Origin of the sequence: Roseibium algae (assembly GCF_037783265.1) — a bacterium.
Lineage (GTDB): Bacteria > Pseudomonadota > Alphaproteobacteria > Rhizobiales > Stappiaceae > Roseibium > Roseibium algae.
In genome coordinates this window covers 196,724-211,995 of sequence record NZ_JBAKIA010000007.1, presented here as the reverse complement: position 1 = coordinate 211,995, position 15,272 = coordinate 196,724, and the positions used below count along the sequence as shown (strand labels likewise).

Here is a 15,272-nt window from a genome sequence, read left to right as displayed (position 1 = left end):
TACCTTTACAGGAGTAGAAACGTCATCGAACGGATGTTCGGCAGGTTCAAGGAGTTTCGCAGGATCTCCACTCGATATGACCGAAACGCCAAGAACTTTATGTCGTCCCTCTGCCTTGCAACGACCGTCTGCTACTGGTTATGAGTCTGAAGCCTAAAGGGCAGAGCTGCGGTCTACTGGAAGCTTGAAGCGCCTTGTATTATCCGGAGTCTTTCAGATGCATACTGTTCAAAATCGACGTGTACGCTTCGTGGAGCTGCATCATCAAAAAAATGCGTTCCTGATGCCCAACCCATTCGATACAGGCAGCACACGCATTCTTGAGGGCCTAAGGTTCGATGCACTGGCCACCACCAGCGCCGGTTATGCATTTTCCCGTGGCTTGAAGGACGCGGAAGGCCTCATCACTCGTGACATGGCCCTGTCTCACGCTGAAGAAATAGTTGCCGCCAGCAGCCTGCCGGTCAACGGAGATCTGGAAAACGGCTTTGGCGACAGCCCGGAAGACGTGGTCGAGACAGTGCGCGGTGCCATAGAGGCAGGCCTTAGCGGCTGCTCGATCGAAGATTTTTCAACAAATCCCAAAGTACCATTTTATGATCTCGAACTGGCCGTTGAGCGAATTCGCGCTGCCGTCGATGTCAAGAACCGCCTGGCACCAGACTTCGTCCTAACAGCCCGCAGCGAAGCACCGATCCCCGATGCCGAACATCTGCAAAAGACCGTTCATCGCCTCAACGCCTTTGCAGATGCAGGTGCCGATTGCCTTTATGCACCAGAGCTGGTGAAGTATGATGACATCATCATCGCCTTGGCGCAGATCTCCAAGCCCCTCAATATTTTGGCGGGGCGAAAAAACTTTCACATGACGCGCAAGGAACTCAGCGATATGGGTGTAGCCCGCATCTCCATTGGCTCTGGCCTCGCCCGGATCGCCTATGGCGCCTTCACAGCAGCGGCAGAAGACATGATCGGCGGCGGCACCTTCGGTTGCTTTGATCGCGCCGAGGGCATGAACGCCTTCGATCCATTCCTTAAGGGAAGGCCTTGACCGCAACAACTCCGCTGACACTTCGCCGTGCCACTCTGCAAGATGCCGCCTCAGTGACGCAGCTTGCTGAGCAATGCTATGCGCCATGGATTGATATAATCGGCAGTGTTCCACAGCCTATGGCCGCCGATTATGAAAAACTAATTGTTCAAGATGAGGTCTGGCTGAAAGGGCCGTCGTCAGCTTTGAACGGATCCCTCGTTTTAAGGCATGCTCCAGATCACCTACTGCTCTGGAGCATTGCCGTTTCCCCCTCCCAAAAAGGTGCGGGCCTGGGAAATCAACTGCTCTATTTCACCCTTCAACGCGCTAGAAACTTGAAACTCCCCGCTGTCAGACTGTTCACGAACGTCAGGATGGAAAGCAACCGAGCCTGGTATGAGCGGAAGGGGTTTCGTGAAATCGAACGTAAATTTATCGGTGACAAGCACGTCATTTTCATGGAGCGACGCGTTTAAGTCGCCACCTTGCCGTTGAAACTCAAAGTTCAAGTGCGTTGCAAGCATGGCTCCAAATTCTTTTCTGACCGACTCTCCGCTTTGCAACGGCAAATCATGACAGTTTCCGTGTGCTGAAGGCTTACGGTGGATTTCCAAGCAAAAGCAGTGCGAGTTATTTTTAAAACCAGACCATTTCCAGCGAGCTTACGGCTTGTGTCTGACCAAATCCGCTCCTACCGTTTCAATCTCATTCATGCGCCCATGGCGTTGAGAAACATACCCCTTCTAGCAGATCGCAAGACGACTGCGAATCAACGGAAAATATTCGAAATTCAATAAACACACGATAATTGGGAGGCATGGAAATTGACGAGCATTCTCGTTCTTGGCGCAGCCGGCATGGTCGGGCGCAAACTGGTGGATCGACTTGTTGAAACCGGACATCTGAGGGGCAAAGAGATCAGCTACCTCACCTTGGTGGATATTGTTGAACCGCAACCTCCCAAGGGAGCGACTTGCCCAGTCGTGACCAAAGCATGTGATTTTTCCAACGAAGGCGAAGCTGAACAGCTGGTGGCCAGCAAGCCAGACGTCATTTTTCATCTGGCAGCCATCGTTTCAGGCGAAGCTGAAACTGATTATGATAAGGGCTACCGCATCAATCTGGACGGGTCACGGCGCCTCTTCGAGGCTGTCCGTATGATCGGCGACGGCTACTGCCCCCGGGTTGTCTACACCTCGTCCATTGCTGTATTTGGCGCGCCATTCCCCGACCCGATCCCGGACGATTTCAATCTGACACCGCTGACGTCTTACGGGACGCAAAAGGCGATGGGCGAGATGTTGCTCAGCGATCTGTCGAGACGCGGATTCATGGACGGTATCGGCATACGTTTGCCCACCATCGTCGTGCGCCCAGGCAAAGCAAACCTTGCTGCCTCCGGTTTCTTCTCCGGCATCATTCGCGAGCCGCTCAATGGCCAGGAAGCCATTCTTCCAGTTGATGACGACGTGCTTCACTGGATGGCCAGCCCGCGTGCAGCGGTCGGATTTCTGATGCACAGCGCTGAAATTGACGGGGAAACTGTTGGCGCAAACCGCAACATGACCATGCCCGGAGTCGCTGCCACCGTCGCAGATGAAATCGACACCTTGCGAAAAATTGGCGGAGAAGCGCGGGTGAAGTTGATCCGCCGCGTCCCGAATGATGCCATCAAGCAAATCGTATCCGGCTGGCCGCGTCGGTTTGAGACGTCTCGTGCAGCGTCTCTCGGCTATACCGCCGATGCTTCCTTCGAGGCTATAGTTCGCACCTATATTGAAGACGAGAACATCTCGATATAGGTCACGCTTTCCACTCAGTTCACGCGGGCGGGATTCCTACATAACTCGCCCGCGGCCGGATCTGATCCGGGTTTTGATATTGCTCAAGAGCATGGGCAATCCAACCGACAATGCGGCCGGAGCAGAAGAGGACCTTGGCCGCATCTTTTGGGAGGCCCAAGGTTCGCTGCACGGCGGACAGGGCAAAATCTATATTTGGCTTTGCTCCATAAAGCGCTTCTCCAGTCTCAACTATCTGCGTCAACAACCCGGAAAACGGGTCTTCTGTTGAGAAATCGGCAAGCACCTGCAGCAGACAATCAGCTCTCGGATCAGCACCTGAATATATACGATGACCGAACCCGGGCAGACCTTCTCCGCGTGCAAGACGACTCCCAAGAACCTTCTCCACGTCCGAATCTTGCCCAATTTCATCCAGCCAGGCTGTAACCCGATCCGAATTGGCCCCGTGACGTGGCCCTGCAAATGCTCCAATCCCAGACAGCAACGCTGCATGCAAGGGCGCACGCGTTGAGGCGGCACAACGCGCCGCAAAGGCACTTGTGTTGAGCTCATGATCTGCCGAAAGAACGAGTGCCGCACGCAGTATGTAAAGCGCCGGTCCCTCAACACCCCACGCTTTGCCAATTTGGTGATGAACAGGCTCACGGCTGGGCTGACTTTCAAGCAAAGCGGCAATTCCATAACGCAACATCGAGGCTCCCTTTCGCCGCAGCAGGTTCGGCGACAATGCAAAAGCTGCCTTGTCCTGCAGCGGCCAGACGGAATACGCCGCCATCAACCGCTCAATCGGGCCAAGTCCCTGTATTGCCGACCGCGGCGAAACCGGAAGATCCGGAGCAAACGGATCATCGTCACAATTCCACAACAGCGTTGCTACAGTCTCCAAGGTCGATGATCGCGCCAGAGCCGTTGCCGAGTGCCCCCGATAAAAGGGGCCGTCCTCGGTGATCATGGTCAGCCTGGTTTCCAGAACGGTATCGCCGGACAGAGGCCGAGGTTCTGACCCTTCTGCCGGGTCTCGCCGTCCCTGCAAACGCCTGACATCAGCCGCATCATACCGCCGTTTTTTGCCCGGTCCGGGAACCGAGCGAATGAGCCCACGACTGACATAGGCATAAAGGGTGGCTGGGCGGACGCAGAGTTCTGCGGCGGCCTCCTCGGCCGAGAGATAAATCGGAACTGACATGTATTGATTGTATTTATCAATATTGACGACATCAAGAGGTCTCGGGTTTAGTCCGCCCAAACAAAGGAGACCACGATGACCCGCCCACTCAAACACAATGACCTCCATCATAACCTCGCACCGGCCAAGGCAGCTGGGCTCGAAGATATCACCGCTGCCGAAACGACGCTGAGTGATGTTGATGGATTGAATGGCAACCTCGTTCTGAGAGGCATGCGAATTGAAGATCTCGCCGGAAAATTGCCTTTTGAAAACGCAGTTGCTCATCTCTGGCAGGAGCTTATTCCTCTGCCTGCCCCTACGCTTCGCCACGCGTTCGGCCAAGCTAGGCTCCGTGCCTTTAGCGCCGTTGACTCCATGTTGGCAGCAGATGAATCGCTATCAATTTTTGAGCGGATGCGGGTTGGCCTATCTGCTATGACCATTACAGGCGATGATCTAAGCCCTCCAATCCATGTAAGTGGCGCTTTACCGGTACTTCTGGCTTCCGCGTATCGGATCGACCAGAGACAGGATCCAATCGCACCGAATGCAGATCTTGGAACGGCCCATGATATGCTGCGCATGCTATTTGACGGGCCCCCTGCAGATTACAAAATCGCCACGCTCGACCGCTATCTGGTCACCATCCTCGATCACGGGCTGAACGCCTCAACCTTCACCGCCCGTGTGATCGCCTCGACGCAAGCAGACATGCGCGATTCCGTGGTCGGAGCCATGAGCGCCCTTAAAGGACCACTGCATGGCGGTGCACCGGGGCCAGTGCTGGATATGCTGGATGACATTGGAACCGCAGACAATGCCGAAGCGTGGATTGAGACGGAGTTGGGCAAAGGCGCAAGACTGATGGGCTTTGGCCACCGGGTCTATCGCACCCGTGACCCACGCGCTGATGTGCTGAAAGCTGGTCTGGCGCAACTGCCGCAGGACAACCCAAAGCTTGTATTGGCTGAGGCAGTGGAACAGGCAGCACTCAAAGCTCTGGCCAAGGCAAAGCCGGATCGCCCCCTCGACACAAATGTAGAATTTTACACAGCCGTACTGCTGGACGCGATTGGCATCGACCGACGTCTTTTCACGCCGCTCTTTGCCGTCGGGCGCGCGCCGGGCTGGTGCGCACATGTAGCTGAACAGCAGAAATACGGTAAATTGATCCGCCCAGCCTCACGCTATGTCGGACCATAACCCAAGGTCTGCTCCTCACACCGGTCCGCACAGAGCTACATGCCCTTCTTGAAGGCCATGCCAATTGTCACTGGCGCGGTCTCGCGGAACCCGAATTTCTCATAGAGCTTGTTCGCTGGCACGTCGGCGAGCAGGTTCACATAGGCGGTGTCCGGCACGTTTTCCGAAATATAATCCATCAACTCCTGCATAATCAGACGGCCATATCCTTTGCCCTGATGCTCCGGAACAACAACGATGTCATCGATCTGAACCGAACAGGCTCCATCACCAACCAGTCGCCCCATGCCGATGGCATTGCCATCAATCTCGAGCATGACGCAAAAGAGAGATCTGGGCAGACCTGCCTTAGCCGCTTCCAAAGAGAACCTCCCGAGACCACCGGCCTTGCGCAGGGCCAAAAAAACCTCCGGATCAGGCAGGCGATGAACAACCGTGACTGTCACAGATCTAAACTCCTCTTCAATTTCAAAGCCCTGATCATCACTTGAACCGCTCGGCTGCACAACGAAAAAGACCGGAGCAATTGCCCCGGCCTTTGTTCTGTTCAAATTTAACCGCCTCACCTGGAGGTGATGATCTCTGGCCCCATCAAGGTGTAGGGCAACCAGGTCGACAAGATCGGAACATAAGTCACCAAAACCAGGAACAGAAGAAGGATCAGCACGAACGGCGCTGCAGCCTTAACCACTTGCAACAAGCTCATTCCTGTAATCCCGGATGTGACGAAGAGGTTCAGGCCAATCGGCGGCGTAATCATGCCGATTTCCATGTTGACCACCATCAGTATGCCGAGATGGATTGGGTCCACACCAAGCTCGATACCTATCGGGAACACCACAGGCGCCACAATCAACAGCAAGCCGGATGGCTCCATGAACTGACCACCGATCAACAAGATGATGTTGACCGCAATCAGGAAGGTGAACCAGTTGAACCCGGCTCCGACCATCCAGTCAGTGATCACCTGCGGAATTTGTTCCGCTGTCAGTGTGTGGGCGAACAGCAGCGCATTGACGATGATAAACATCAGCATGATCGTCGTCTTGGCAGAATCCGTCAGAACCTTCTTGGTATCCTTGTGGAACAACGCCGGGAAGAACTTCCACCCGATCAGGCCAATGTTACGACCCCAGATTTTCGCGCCGCTGCCATAAGCACCAACAAGCTGGGACGGGCCGAGACCTGCACGAAACACCGGATAACCAATCAGGCAAGCGATCAGCACTAGTCCAGAATCCAGCTCCCAGAACGCGGCACGATCCGTGACCAGATTGGCAATGCTCGACCAGACAAGCGCTGCAACACTGGCATAGAGGATCGCCTTAAACCCGGTGCGGCCCAGATCCCCATCATCCTCAGACAGCCATGTGGTGCCGACCAGCGGCCCCATGTCCCGATAAACGAACAGAGCGATAAGACCTGCATAGACAGCGGCCACAGCTGCGGCTTCTGTTGGTGTAAAGACCCCCAGATAAATGCCACCCAGAATGATGACCATCAGGAAGAGGCCAACAGCGGCCTCCGCCAGTGCGCCCCAGATTTCCTTGAACCCAGGCCATGGCTGCGCCGGAAGGTTCTTTACCCGTGCCATGACGTAGATGCCGATCATCAGCATCAAGCCAGCGATCAGGCCCGGAATGACGCCCGCCAGGAACATACGCCCGACCGAGACATTCGTTGCAGCAGCATAGACCACCATAACGATGGACGGCGGGATCAGGATCCCGAGCGTCCCGGCGTTGGCGATAACGCCTGCGGCGAACTCCTTGGTATAACCAGCCTGCCGCATACCTGCGATGGCAATGGTCCCGATGGCAACAACCGTTGCCGGAGATGAACCGGACAGGGCCGCAAACAACATACAGGCGAACACCGCCGCAATCGCCAAACCGCCCCGGATTGATCCGACTGCTGCGATGGCGAAGCGAATGATCCGCCGTGCCACGCCGCCCGTCGACATGAAGCTGGACGCCAGAATGAAGAACGGGATCGCCAAGAGAGTGAAGTTCTGCGAGGCGTTGAATAGCTGCACCGCCACGGAACTCATGGAGTCATGGCTGAACAGCGTGATGTAGAGCACTGCGGACAGGCCCAGCGAGACCGCAATTGGCACTCCCAAAAACAGGAAGCCGAAAACGAACAGAAAGAGGAAGGCTGTTTCCATGGGTGTCAGTCCTTCAGGATATCTTTGTTTTCGGCCACGAGCTCTTCCGCTTCATGAGCCGCGATCATGGAGTCTTTCTCACCGATGAGAATCATCCAGAAGGCTTGCGCAGCGCGAAACGCCAGCAGCACCAAGCCGATCGGCAAAATGATATAGGGTATCCAGCGAGGAACCCGCGCACGAACGTCGAAGGTCTCCTGAACCCAGAGGGGCCATTTCAGATCTTCCATGCCGATTGGCAGCTTGTAGAACTTGGCCACATAGGTGTAGGCACCGCCTGTTGAGCCCTTGTTTTCCAGGCCAAACAGATGGCCAAACCAGGATGCGTCAAACAGCAGGGCCGCATAGAGTATGGTCAAAGCCGCGCCCAACAGAGCCATGATCCGAAACAGCGGCTTCGGCAACAGCCGAACGGCAGCATCAACACCCAGATGGGCGCCGATCTTGATTCCATAGCTCATGCCGAACAGGATCAACCAGGCGAACAGAACGCGTGTGAATTCAAGTGCTCCACCCCAACCTGAGTTGAAGCCGTAGCGTGCCACGACCTGTGAAAACGTAACCAGAGTCATAAGCGCTAGAATCGCTGCGATAAAATTTTCTTCTGTGGCGTCGATGAACCGCACAAGACGGGACATGAATGCCTCCCCTTCCCCAAAGCCGATCGCCGGCTCACTGGAATCTGATTTTTGTTTTTGGAATTTAGTTCAGGCTACAACCTGAGAAGAAGGGCCCGGCGACCGGGCCCTTCAAAAGCAGTTTCATCAGTTCAGCTTAACTGCCGCTGTTGGATGCAACTGCCGCGTCAATGACGTCCTGACCGATGTCATCGCGGAATTTGTCCCAAACCGGCTTCATGGTGCTGACCCAAACATCGCGCTGCTCAGCTGTGAGATTGCGAACAACACCGCCAGCGGCAATGATCTGCTTCTTGTTGTCTTCGTTGATCGAAGCAGCACGCTGATTGTATTCATCACTCACGGATGTGAAAATCGACAGGAACTGTTCACGCACCTCAGGCTTCAGGCTGTCCAGCCACTCCTGCGATGTCACAGCAAGGTATGTCAGAAGCTGGTGATTGGTTTCGGTTGTTCCATCCTGCACTTCGAAGAACTTCTTGGTGTAGATGTTCGACCATGTGTTTTCCTGACCGTCAACAACACCCGTCTGCAGAGCGCCGTAAACTTCCTTGAACGCCAGTTTCTGTGCATTTGCACCCATGGCTTCAATCATCGCAACAGCGACATCAGACGTCTGAACGCGGAATTTGAGGCCAGCTGCATCGGTTGGCAGGATCAACGGCTTGTTGGCAGAGAACTGCTTCAGACCGTTGAAGACATACCCAAGGCCAACGAAACCATATTCAGACATGGAACCGAGGAGTTCCTGACCTTTTTCACCTTTGGTGAAGGTCGTCACTGCATCCATGTTGGAGAATAGGAACGGCAAATCGAAGACGCGGTACTTCAGTGTATAGGATTCAAACTTCGACAGTGATGGAGCAGCGAGCTGCACATCACCGAGCAGCAGTGCTTCCATAACCTTGTTGTCATCAAACAACTGAGAAGACGGGAACACCTGCATACAGGCTGTGCCGTCCATCTCTTTGTTGATGCGCGCTGCGAGCGCAGTCGCCATTTCGCCTTTCGGGTGCCCTTGAGCGGCAACCACATGGCTGAACTTGATGATCATTTCGCCATCGGCACATTCATCGGCAGCCTGTGCGACGCCAGAGAACGCAAAAGTGACCGCTGCTGCAGCAGCCAGAACGAGCTTTTTCATGGAATGTCCTCCCAGACATTTATCTTAATACCGGGGCGAAGTGCCTCCGGCTGGGCGTTTCTTACGCTGGTTTACTTATAGCAATGCTCATGCCAATTGGCCGGAAGTGTAAGAATACGGTAATTTTTTGGCTATTTGGAGCTATTTCGCGGCCACAATTGCCCAAATTGGGTTGAAATCAACACAGCGATAAACCTAAGTGGGTCGAAAACGACACATCAAAGCGCTGTACTACAGAAGATTACCTTCTTCCATGTCCCGCCCAAGGCCATATTTCCGCATTTTCTCATAGAGCGCCTTTCGAGACAGTCCGAGCGCTTCATAGGTCGCCTTAATCGACCCATTGTTGCGTTTCAATTCGGCTGTAATCAGAGCCTTCTCATAGGCTGCGACCTGATCGAACAGGCTCGAGGTGGTTGCCGCATCCGGTTTGGCGTCCATCTCCAGGCCCAACACAAAGCGATCTGCCACGTTACGCAATTCGCGCACATTGCCTGGCCAGTCCTGTGCCATCAATTTTGCAAGGTAACCATCGGGTACATCCGGAATCTCACGCCGGTAGCGCGCACGCGCCTCAACGGCCAAATGCTGAAACAATAAAGGAATGTCTTCCAGGCGCGCCCTAAGGGATGGAATCGAGACCGACACAACGTTGAGCCGATAAAACAGATCGATCCGAAATCGGCCTTCTTTTGCTGCAGCCTCCAGGTCTTCCTTGGTTGCGGCAATGAAACGGACATCAAGATCAATCGACTTGTTGGAGCCAAGGCGCTCAATGGTGCGGGTTTCGATGACACGCAGAAGCTTCACCTGAAGTTCCAGCGGCATGGACTCGATTTCATCCAGAAACACCGTGCCGCCGTGGGCGTGTTCCAACTTGCCAATCCGCTGGCCGCTGGCGCCAGTGAAAGCGCCTTTCTCGTGGCCAAAAAGCTCTGACTCAATGATCTCAGCAGGCAAGGCACCGCAGTTGAGCGCTACAAAAGGATGCTTCTTGCGAGGCCCTTCATCATGAAGAGACCGGGCGACCACCTCCTTGCCGGAACCGGTATCCCCTAGAATCAAAACATCTGCATCTGTATTGGCCAGCGCCAAGACATTACGGCGCAGTTGATCCATAGCCGGTGCGCGGCCCACAAGCCTGCCCTCAAGTCCGGTGCGATCCGCCAACTCCACGCGAAGCTTTCGATTTTCCAGAACCAGACGACGCTTTTCGAGGGCTCGCTCAGCCACCGACCCCAGACTGATGACCGAGAAAGGCTTCTCCATGAAATCATACGCACCGGCGCGCATCGCCTCGACCGCCAGAGGCACATCGCCATGCCCGGTGATCAGAACCACTGGCAAAGCCGGGTCTATCTCAAGCGCCTTGCGCATGATTTCAAAGCCGTCAGTCCCCGGCATACGAATGTCCGTAACCAGAACCCCATAGAAATCGCGCTTGATCAGCTCAAGAGCAGCGCTCGGATCACCAGTCGCAATGACCTTGTGGCCCGTGAGCTCCAATCCTTGAGACAGAGATGCACGCAGGCCTTCCTCGTCATCAATCAACAGGACACAGGCCTGATCCATAATTGTCTATTCCGCTGCTAGAGAGTTGTCGTCAGCCATTGGCAAACGCATGACAAAACGAGCCCCCCCAGAAAGATCATTGCTGACGGTCAAGTTTCCTGAGAAATCATGGACGATCTTGTAGGCGATCGACAGGCCAAGTCCCAGCCCTGATCCAACCTCCTTGGTGGTAAAAAACGGATCAAAAATCTGTGGCAGCACATCCACGTCAATTCCTGGGCCATTGTCGGCAACCATCAGAACCGCGAAATCATCCTCAGCGCTCAAACTTAATTCAATGCTCGGTTCTGTATCGTTCTTGACCGCATCCAGCGCGTTCGAGACCAGATTCATCACCACTTGTTCCAGACGAATTTTGCCGCCTCGAACGATGATATCGCCTTCTGGCAGTGACGTACGCAAATCCACAGCACTCTGTTTGATTTGCGGCATCAAGAGCAGAAGCGCTTCATCAATCACCTGGCGCAAAGAGACTGGCGTGATGTCTGTCCCTGAACGGCGAGAGAACCCCTTCAGGGTCCGGGCGATTTCCGCCATGCGAGACACCATGCCACCAATGCGCCCCAGGTTCACCATCGCTAAATCAGGAGTGCCACGGGCAATCAGCATTTCAGCGACTTCAGCATCAGAGCGGATTGCCGCCAATGGTTGATTGTATTCATGGCTAAGCGCAGCGGACATTTGACCCAAAGTCGCCAGTTTGGCCGCCTGAACCAGCTCAGCCTGCGTATGGCGCAAGTCTGCTTCGGCCTGCTGGCGATCACGAACCTCCCGTTCGAGACGGGTGTTGGCCTGACGTAATTCAGAAGTACGACTGTGAACCCTGCGCTCAAGTCGAAGAGCTGCCGCCTTATCCCGGCGCAACCGAAGCGCAAGTTCCTCCTTACGGTTCAGCATCACCCAGACGCCGCCCGCTGCAATAACGCAAAGCAGCAAGGCGATGACCATAGCTCTGGCCGACTGCTGCCGTGCTTCCCTCGTATCCGCAAAGATCATCACTTTCCAGCCGAGAACAGGCAACGTATCCGTCAGCTCCAGACGGCTGCGACTGCGGCTTCGATCAGCAAGCTCGACAAAATTCGCCGGGTTACCATCTTCCGCTATCAGCAAAAACCCTTGGTCCGTCTCGATACTCGAAAGGCTTTGCCCACGCCAACCTGCAACATTGCTTACGAGGATGACGCCGTTTTTATCGACGGCCACGATAGGGTCCTTACTCAAGGCCCAAGCCTGTTCGACATCGGCAAGACTGACCATAACAGCCAAAACTCCAACGGTCTGGTCATCGACACGCACAGGAGAAGCAAAGACATAGCTTGCTGGTTGAGAAGCCGTTCCCGGCAACAGTTCGCGACCCAACTGACCCTGTATAGCTTGCCCAAAAGCAATGGGGATCGCATTTTTTCCAGCAGCTGCGACAGTGTGGCCATTGGCGTTGCTGGAGGCAATCAAACGACCATCAGCAGACAAAAACCACACTTCCTCCGCACCTGCCATGCCTGCAGAAATCGCGGCCATCTGGCGCCCGGCGTCTACGTCATTCATGGACACAACCTTGGCTGCATCCGGGCTTCGGGCCACCAGCGGCGACATCAGGCGAAATTTATCCAGAAGCCCTTCGAGAACCGCGGCCTGGACCTGGAGATTTGCTTCGGATCTGGTCCTGACATCGCTGACAAAAAAGCCAAGACTGGTGACGCCGGTCAACCAAATGACCGCGCCACTTGCCACCAGCATGGCGCATAGGCTGAAGAGCTTGACCTTCCTGGCCATCGGGCGTGTCTTGACCGTTTTCATGGCGCTATCATACCAGCGTTTATGCCATTTCGGCATCCCCGTTCAAAACAGCAGGAGCCGGCGCACTCTGGCGACGATCAATCGCCACGCTCTTGACCAGCAAATAAACCTGCCGACCGGACTTCAAGTCCAGCTCATTGGCAGAAGCGCGGGTTAAACGGGCTCGCAAGCTCTGCTTTCCGACGGTGCAGAGCACTTCGGTATAAGGTCCGGTTTCATCTGTGATGGTACGTACCGTTCCAGATATCAAATTCCGAATGCTGATACCGGTCGGCTTTTCAACTGCGATGGCCACGTCTCTGGCTCGAATGCGCAAGCGGATAGCTTCGCCGAGTTTTGCCTCAAGCCCTGGCACCTGCATGCTCTGGCCATCTCGCAGATCGACAAAACTCAGTCCCCAGGTGTCATCTATGCGAGTCACATGGCCTTCGAGCAGCGCGCCCGCCTCATGTCGTCCAGTTGCACGCCCCAAATCCACACGTGATAAGACATCCGCAACTGGTCCATGGGCGATGATTCGGCCACCTGACACAATCACCAGCGTTTGCGACAAGCGCGCCACCTCTTCCATTGCATGGCTGACGTAGATGATCGGGAGACCTGCCTCACTTCTCAAGCGATCCAGATAGGGCAAAATATCCGACTTGCGGCCCTGATCGAGCGAGGCCAAAGGCTCATCCATCAACAGCAGCCGTGGGGCAGACAATAGGGCTCGGCCAATTGCGACCCGTTGGCGTTCTCCGCCAGACAGGTTTCCAGGCTTTCGGGCCAGTAAATGCGCAATGCCGAGCAGCTCGACAACCTCGTCCACTGAACGGGAGCCCTGCCGTCGTCCAGCCCAGCGCGCAAAAGTGAGATTGGATTTCACCGTTAGATGCGGAAACAACCGCGCATCCTGAAACACATGGCCGACTCGACGCTTGCGCACGGATAGATTGATGCCCCGCGCGCTGTCGAACAACACCTCGCCATCCACCGCTATGCGGCCCTTATCCGGGCGTAGGAGTCCCGCAATCATGTTGGTGATAGTTGATTTGCCAGCACCTGATTGCCCAAATAGCGACGTCACCCCGGAAGGAGCGGCAAAGTCAGCTTCAACGGAAAATGTTCCGACGCGGCCCTTGATGTCGACCTCAATCATCCAGGCTTCCAATCCGCTTGCGCAGGCGCCGCGCCCAGACTTCCGACGCAATCAACGCGCCGAACGCAACAATGGCCGCGATAATGGTCAGGCGGAACGCGGCCAGATCACCGGATGGAGTTTGCGTGGCCGTATAAAGCGCCAGTGACAGGGTTCTGGTTTCACCTGGAATATTTGAAACAAAGGTAATGGTTGCGCCAAACTCACCCATGGCTTTGGCAAACCCCAAAATAGCCCCAGCGAGAATGCCCGGAAAGGCGAGCGGCAGCGTCACAACCAGCATGATCACCAGACGGTGCGCGCCCAGTGACGATGCGGCTTCTTCCAGCTTCGGATCCACCGCTTCAAATGCCAGACGGATCGGCCGGACCATCAATGGAAACGCCATCACACCGGCGGCAACGGCAGCGCCTGTCCAATTAAACGCGAAGCTAATGCCAAAGGTCTCGAACAAAAACCGCCCAACAGAGCCATTCCGCCCAAGGACCAGCAACAGCACATAACCTGTCACCACCGGCGGCAAGACAAGGGGCATATGAACCATTGCATTGACAATGCTGTGCCCAGGAAATTGCCAACGCGCCAGAGCGAAGGCCACCAGAACGGCAAGCGGGAGCGCAAAGCACAGGGCGGCGAAAGCAACCTGCAGCGTCAGGGTGAGGGCCTGCCATTCCTGCGGTTGCAGCTGAAGAAACGTCAATTCTTGCCCTGTCCCTCGTCTCGCATAAGCGCAAAAGCACAAGTGCCAATACCTGCGCTTTACTCTATGCCTGAAAAGCCCTTGCTCCGGAAGATCGCCTGAGCCTTGGGGCCCGTCAGAAACTCCATGAAAGCAGCCGCCTGTATCGAGGCGATCACAGTTTCCGCTGCAGGATAGCGGATCTTGGGATGAGTTTCTTCCGGAAATTCAGCAAGCACCGCAACCTTCGGCTCCACCTTTGCATCCGAGCCGTAGACAATGCCAAGCGGTGCGTCACCTCGCGCCACGGAGGCAAGAACCACACGAACATTGTCCATCGGCGCAAGGTGACCAGACACCGTCGCCCAAAGCCCCGTCGCCTCCAGCGCTGCCTTTGCATACCGCCCGGCAGGCACTGTCTCGGGATCCGCCATAACAAGCCGTCCATCTCCAAGACGCCCTGCAATCGCTTTTGCGGTCAGGCTTAGCGGTGCGGCTTCGGCAGAACCGATCAACACCAGATCATTCCCGGCAATGATCCGCATGGTTGCAGCGTTTACAGCACCTTTTTCCTGGACATAGATCATCCAAGCTTCATCCGCCGATACGAATATATCCGCAGGCGCTCCTGCTTCCACCTGACGCGCAAGGGTGCCGGTACCTGCAAAGGAAAAAACAACTTCTGTGCCGGTACCTTGCTGAAACACTTTACCGATTTCACTTAGGGCGTCGGTCAGGCTGGCTGCGGCGAAGACCGTGATCTTTTCGCTAGCATTGGCCTGAAGGCTCATAAAAGAACCAACCAACATCACTGCAAGCGCTTTGATCAAACCGAACTTCCTCGCGTAATTCCAGCGTTTCAACACCGAGCTCTTCCCACCTTTCACGATCACACTGTGATCCGTTCGAACGAATGTACTGCATA

General features: G+C 55.2%; 15 protein-coding genes. 5 read left to right on the top strand and 10 right to left on the bottom strand.

What is annotated here, in order from left to right; translation table 11 throughout:
• From V6575_RS13195 to denD, 4 genes are all read left to right on the top strand, one after another.
• Positions 1-144: transposase (locus V6575_RS13195; protein ID WP_340274923.1), on the top strand; the 144-nt coding region annotated here is incomplete at its 5' end.
• 73 nt (positions 145-217) lie between these two features.
• The gene (locus tag V6575_RS13190) at positions 218-1,051 is read left to right on the top strand and encodes an isocitrate lyase/PEP mutase family protein (RefSeq protein ID WP_340274908.1); all 834 of its coding nucleotides are present in this window, start codon (positions 218-220) and stop codon (positions 1,049-1,051) included.
• Between the two features lie 53 nt (positions 1,052-1,104).
• Positions 1,105-1,509, top strand: coding sequence for a GNAT family N-acetyltransferase (locus tag V6575_RS13185; RefSeq protein ID WP_340274906.1), 405 nt, complete (start codon positions 1,105-1,107; stop codon positions 1,507-1,509).
• 348 nt (positions 1,510-1,857) lie between these two features.
• Positions 1,858-2,835 carry a D-erythronate dehydrogenase gene (gene denD, locus V6575_RS13180; RefSeq protein WP_340274905.1) on the top strand — a complete coding sequence of 326 codons (978 nt, stop codon included), beginning with the start codon at positions 1,858-1,860 and terminating at the stop codon, positions 2,833-2,835.
• Between the two features lie 19 nt (positions 2,836-2,854).
• On the opposite strand, the gene V6575_RS13175 is transcribed toward denD, so the two are convergent.
• Positions 2,855-4,024: a citrate/2-methylcitrate synthase gene (locus V6575_RS13175; protein WP_340274904.1), complete on the bottom strand. Its 1,170-nt coding sequence runs from the start codon at positions 4,022-4,024 to the stop codon at positions 2,855-2,857.
• A 75-nt stretch (positions 4,025-4,099) separates the two neighbouring features.
• Here V6575_RS13175 and V6575_RS13170 point away from each other — a divergent pair, with 75 nt between their 5' ends.
• Positions 4,100-5,209 (top strand): citrate synthase, encoded by a 1,110-nt coding sequence (locus V6575_RS13170; protein ID WP_340274902.1) that lies wholly within the window; start codon positions 4,100-4,102, stop codon positions 5,207-5,209.
• Between the two features lie 35 nt (positions 5,210-5,244).
• On the opposite strand, the gene V6575_RS13165 is transcribed toward V6575_RS13170, so the two are convergent.
• The 9 genes from V6575_RS13165 to modA all read right to left on the bottom strand — a co-directional run bounded on the left by V6575_RS13165 (position 5,245) and on the right by modA (position 15,240).
• Positions 5,245-5,760 (bottom strand): GNAT family N-acetyltransferase, encoded by a 516-nt coding sequence (locus V6575_RS13165; protein ID WP_340274900.1) that lies wholly within the window; start codon positions 5,758-5,760, stop codon positions 5,245-5,247.
• An 11-nt stretch (positions 5,761-5,771) separates the two neighbouring features.
• Positions 5,772-7,376, bottom strand: coding sequence for a TRAP transporter large permease (locus V6575_RS13160; RefSeq protein WP_340274899.1), 1,605 nt, complete (start codon positions 7,374-7,376; stop codon positions 5,772-5,774).
• 5 nt (positions 7,377-7,381) lie between these two features.
• Positions 7,382-8,014, bottom strand: a complete 633-nt coding sequence (locus V6575_RS13155) for a TRAP transporter small permease (protein ID WP_340274898.1) — start codon at positions 8,012-8,014, stop codon at positions 7,382-7,384.
• A gap of 136 nt (positions 8,015-8,150) precedes the next feature.
• Positions 8,151-9,158, bottom strand: coding sequence for a DctP family TRAP transporter solute-binding subunit (locus V6575_RS13150; RefSeq protein ID WP_340274897.1), 1,008 nt, complete (start codon positions 9,156-9,158; stop codon positions 8,151-8,153).
• Positions 9,159-9,389: 231 nt separating this feature from the next.
• Positions 9,390-10,730 (bottom strand): sigma-54-dependent transcriptional regulator, encoded by a 1,341-nt coding sequence (locus V6575_RS13145; protein ID WP_340274896.1) that lies wholly within the window; start codon positions 10,728-10,730, stop codon positions 9,390-9,392.
• Between the two features lie 6 nt (positions 10,731-10,736).
• On the bottom strand, positions 10,737-12,527 hold the full coding sequence (locus V6575_RS13140; protein WP_340274895.1) for an ATP-binding protein: 1,791 nt from the start codon (positions 12,525-12,527) through the stop codon (positions 10,737-10,739).
• Between the two features lie 19 nt (positions 12,528-12,546).
• Positions 12,547-13,668 (bottom strand): molybdenum ABC transporter ATP-binding protein, encoded by a 1,122-nt coding sequence (modC, locus tag V6575_RS13135; RefSeq protein WP_340274894.1) that lies wholly within the window; start codon positions 13,666-13,668, stop codon positions 12,547-12,549.
• On the bottom strand, positions 13,661-14,368 hold the full coding sequence (modB, locus tag V6575_RS13130; protein WP_340274892.1) for a molybdate ABC transporter permease subunit: 708 nt from the start codon (positions 14,366-14,368) through the stop codon (positions 13,661-13,663). Before modB ends, modC begins: the two co-directional genes overlap by 8 nt.
• 59 nt (positions 14,369-14,427) lie before the next feature.
• On the bottom strand, positions 14,428-15,240 hold the full coding sequence (gene modA / locus V6575_RS13125; RefSeq protein ID WP_340274890.1) for a molybdate ABC transporter substrate-binding protein: 813 nt from the start codon (positions 15,238-15,240) through the stop codon (positions 14,428-14,430).
• Positions 15,241-15,272: the final 32 nt, after the last annotated feature.

Coding starts and splice junctions, on each gene's coding strand:
- V6575_RS13145 (WP_340274896.1), bottom strand. CDS start 10,730: ATGGATCAGGCCTGTGTCCTGTTGATTGATGACGAGGAAGGCCTGCGT.
- modC (WP_340274894.1), bottom strand. CDS start 13,668: ATGATTGAGGTCGACATCAAGGGCCGCGTCGGAACATTTTCCGTTGAA.
- V6575_RS13170 (WP_340274902.1), top strand. CDS start 4,100: ATGACCCGCCCACTCAAACACAATGACCTCCATCATAACCTCGCACCG.
- V6575_RS13150 (WP_340274897.1), bottom strand. CDS start 9,158: ATGAAAAAGCTCGTTCTGGCTGCTGCAGCAGCGGTCACTTTTGCGTTC.
- V6575_RS13140 (WP_340274895.1), bottom strand. CDS start 12,527: ATGAAAACGGTCAAGACACGCCCGATGGCCAGGAAGGTCAAGCTCTTC.
- V6575_RS13175 (WP_340274904.1), bottom strand. CDS start 4,024: ATGTCAGTTCCGATTTATCTCTCGGCCGAGGAGGCCGCCGCAGAACTC.
- V6575_RS13190 (WP_340274908.1), top strand. CDS start 218: ATGCATACTGTTCAAAATCGACGTGTACGCTTCGTGGAGCTGCATCAT.
- V6575_RS13160 (WP_340274899.1), bottom strand. CDS start 7,376: ATGGAAACAGCCTTCCTCTTTCTGTTCGTTTTCGGCTTCCTGTTTTTG.
- V6575_RS13155 (WP_340274898.1), bottom strand. CDS start 8,014: ATGTCCCGTCTTGTGCGGTTCATCGACGCCACAGAAGAAAATTTTATC.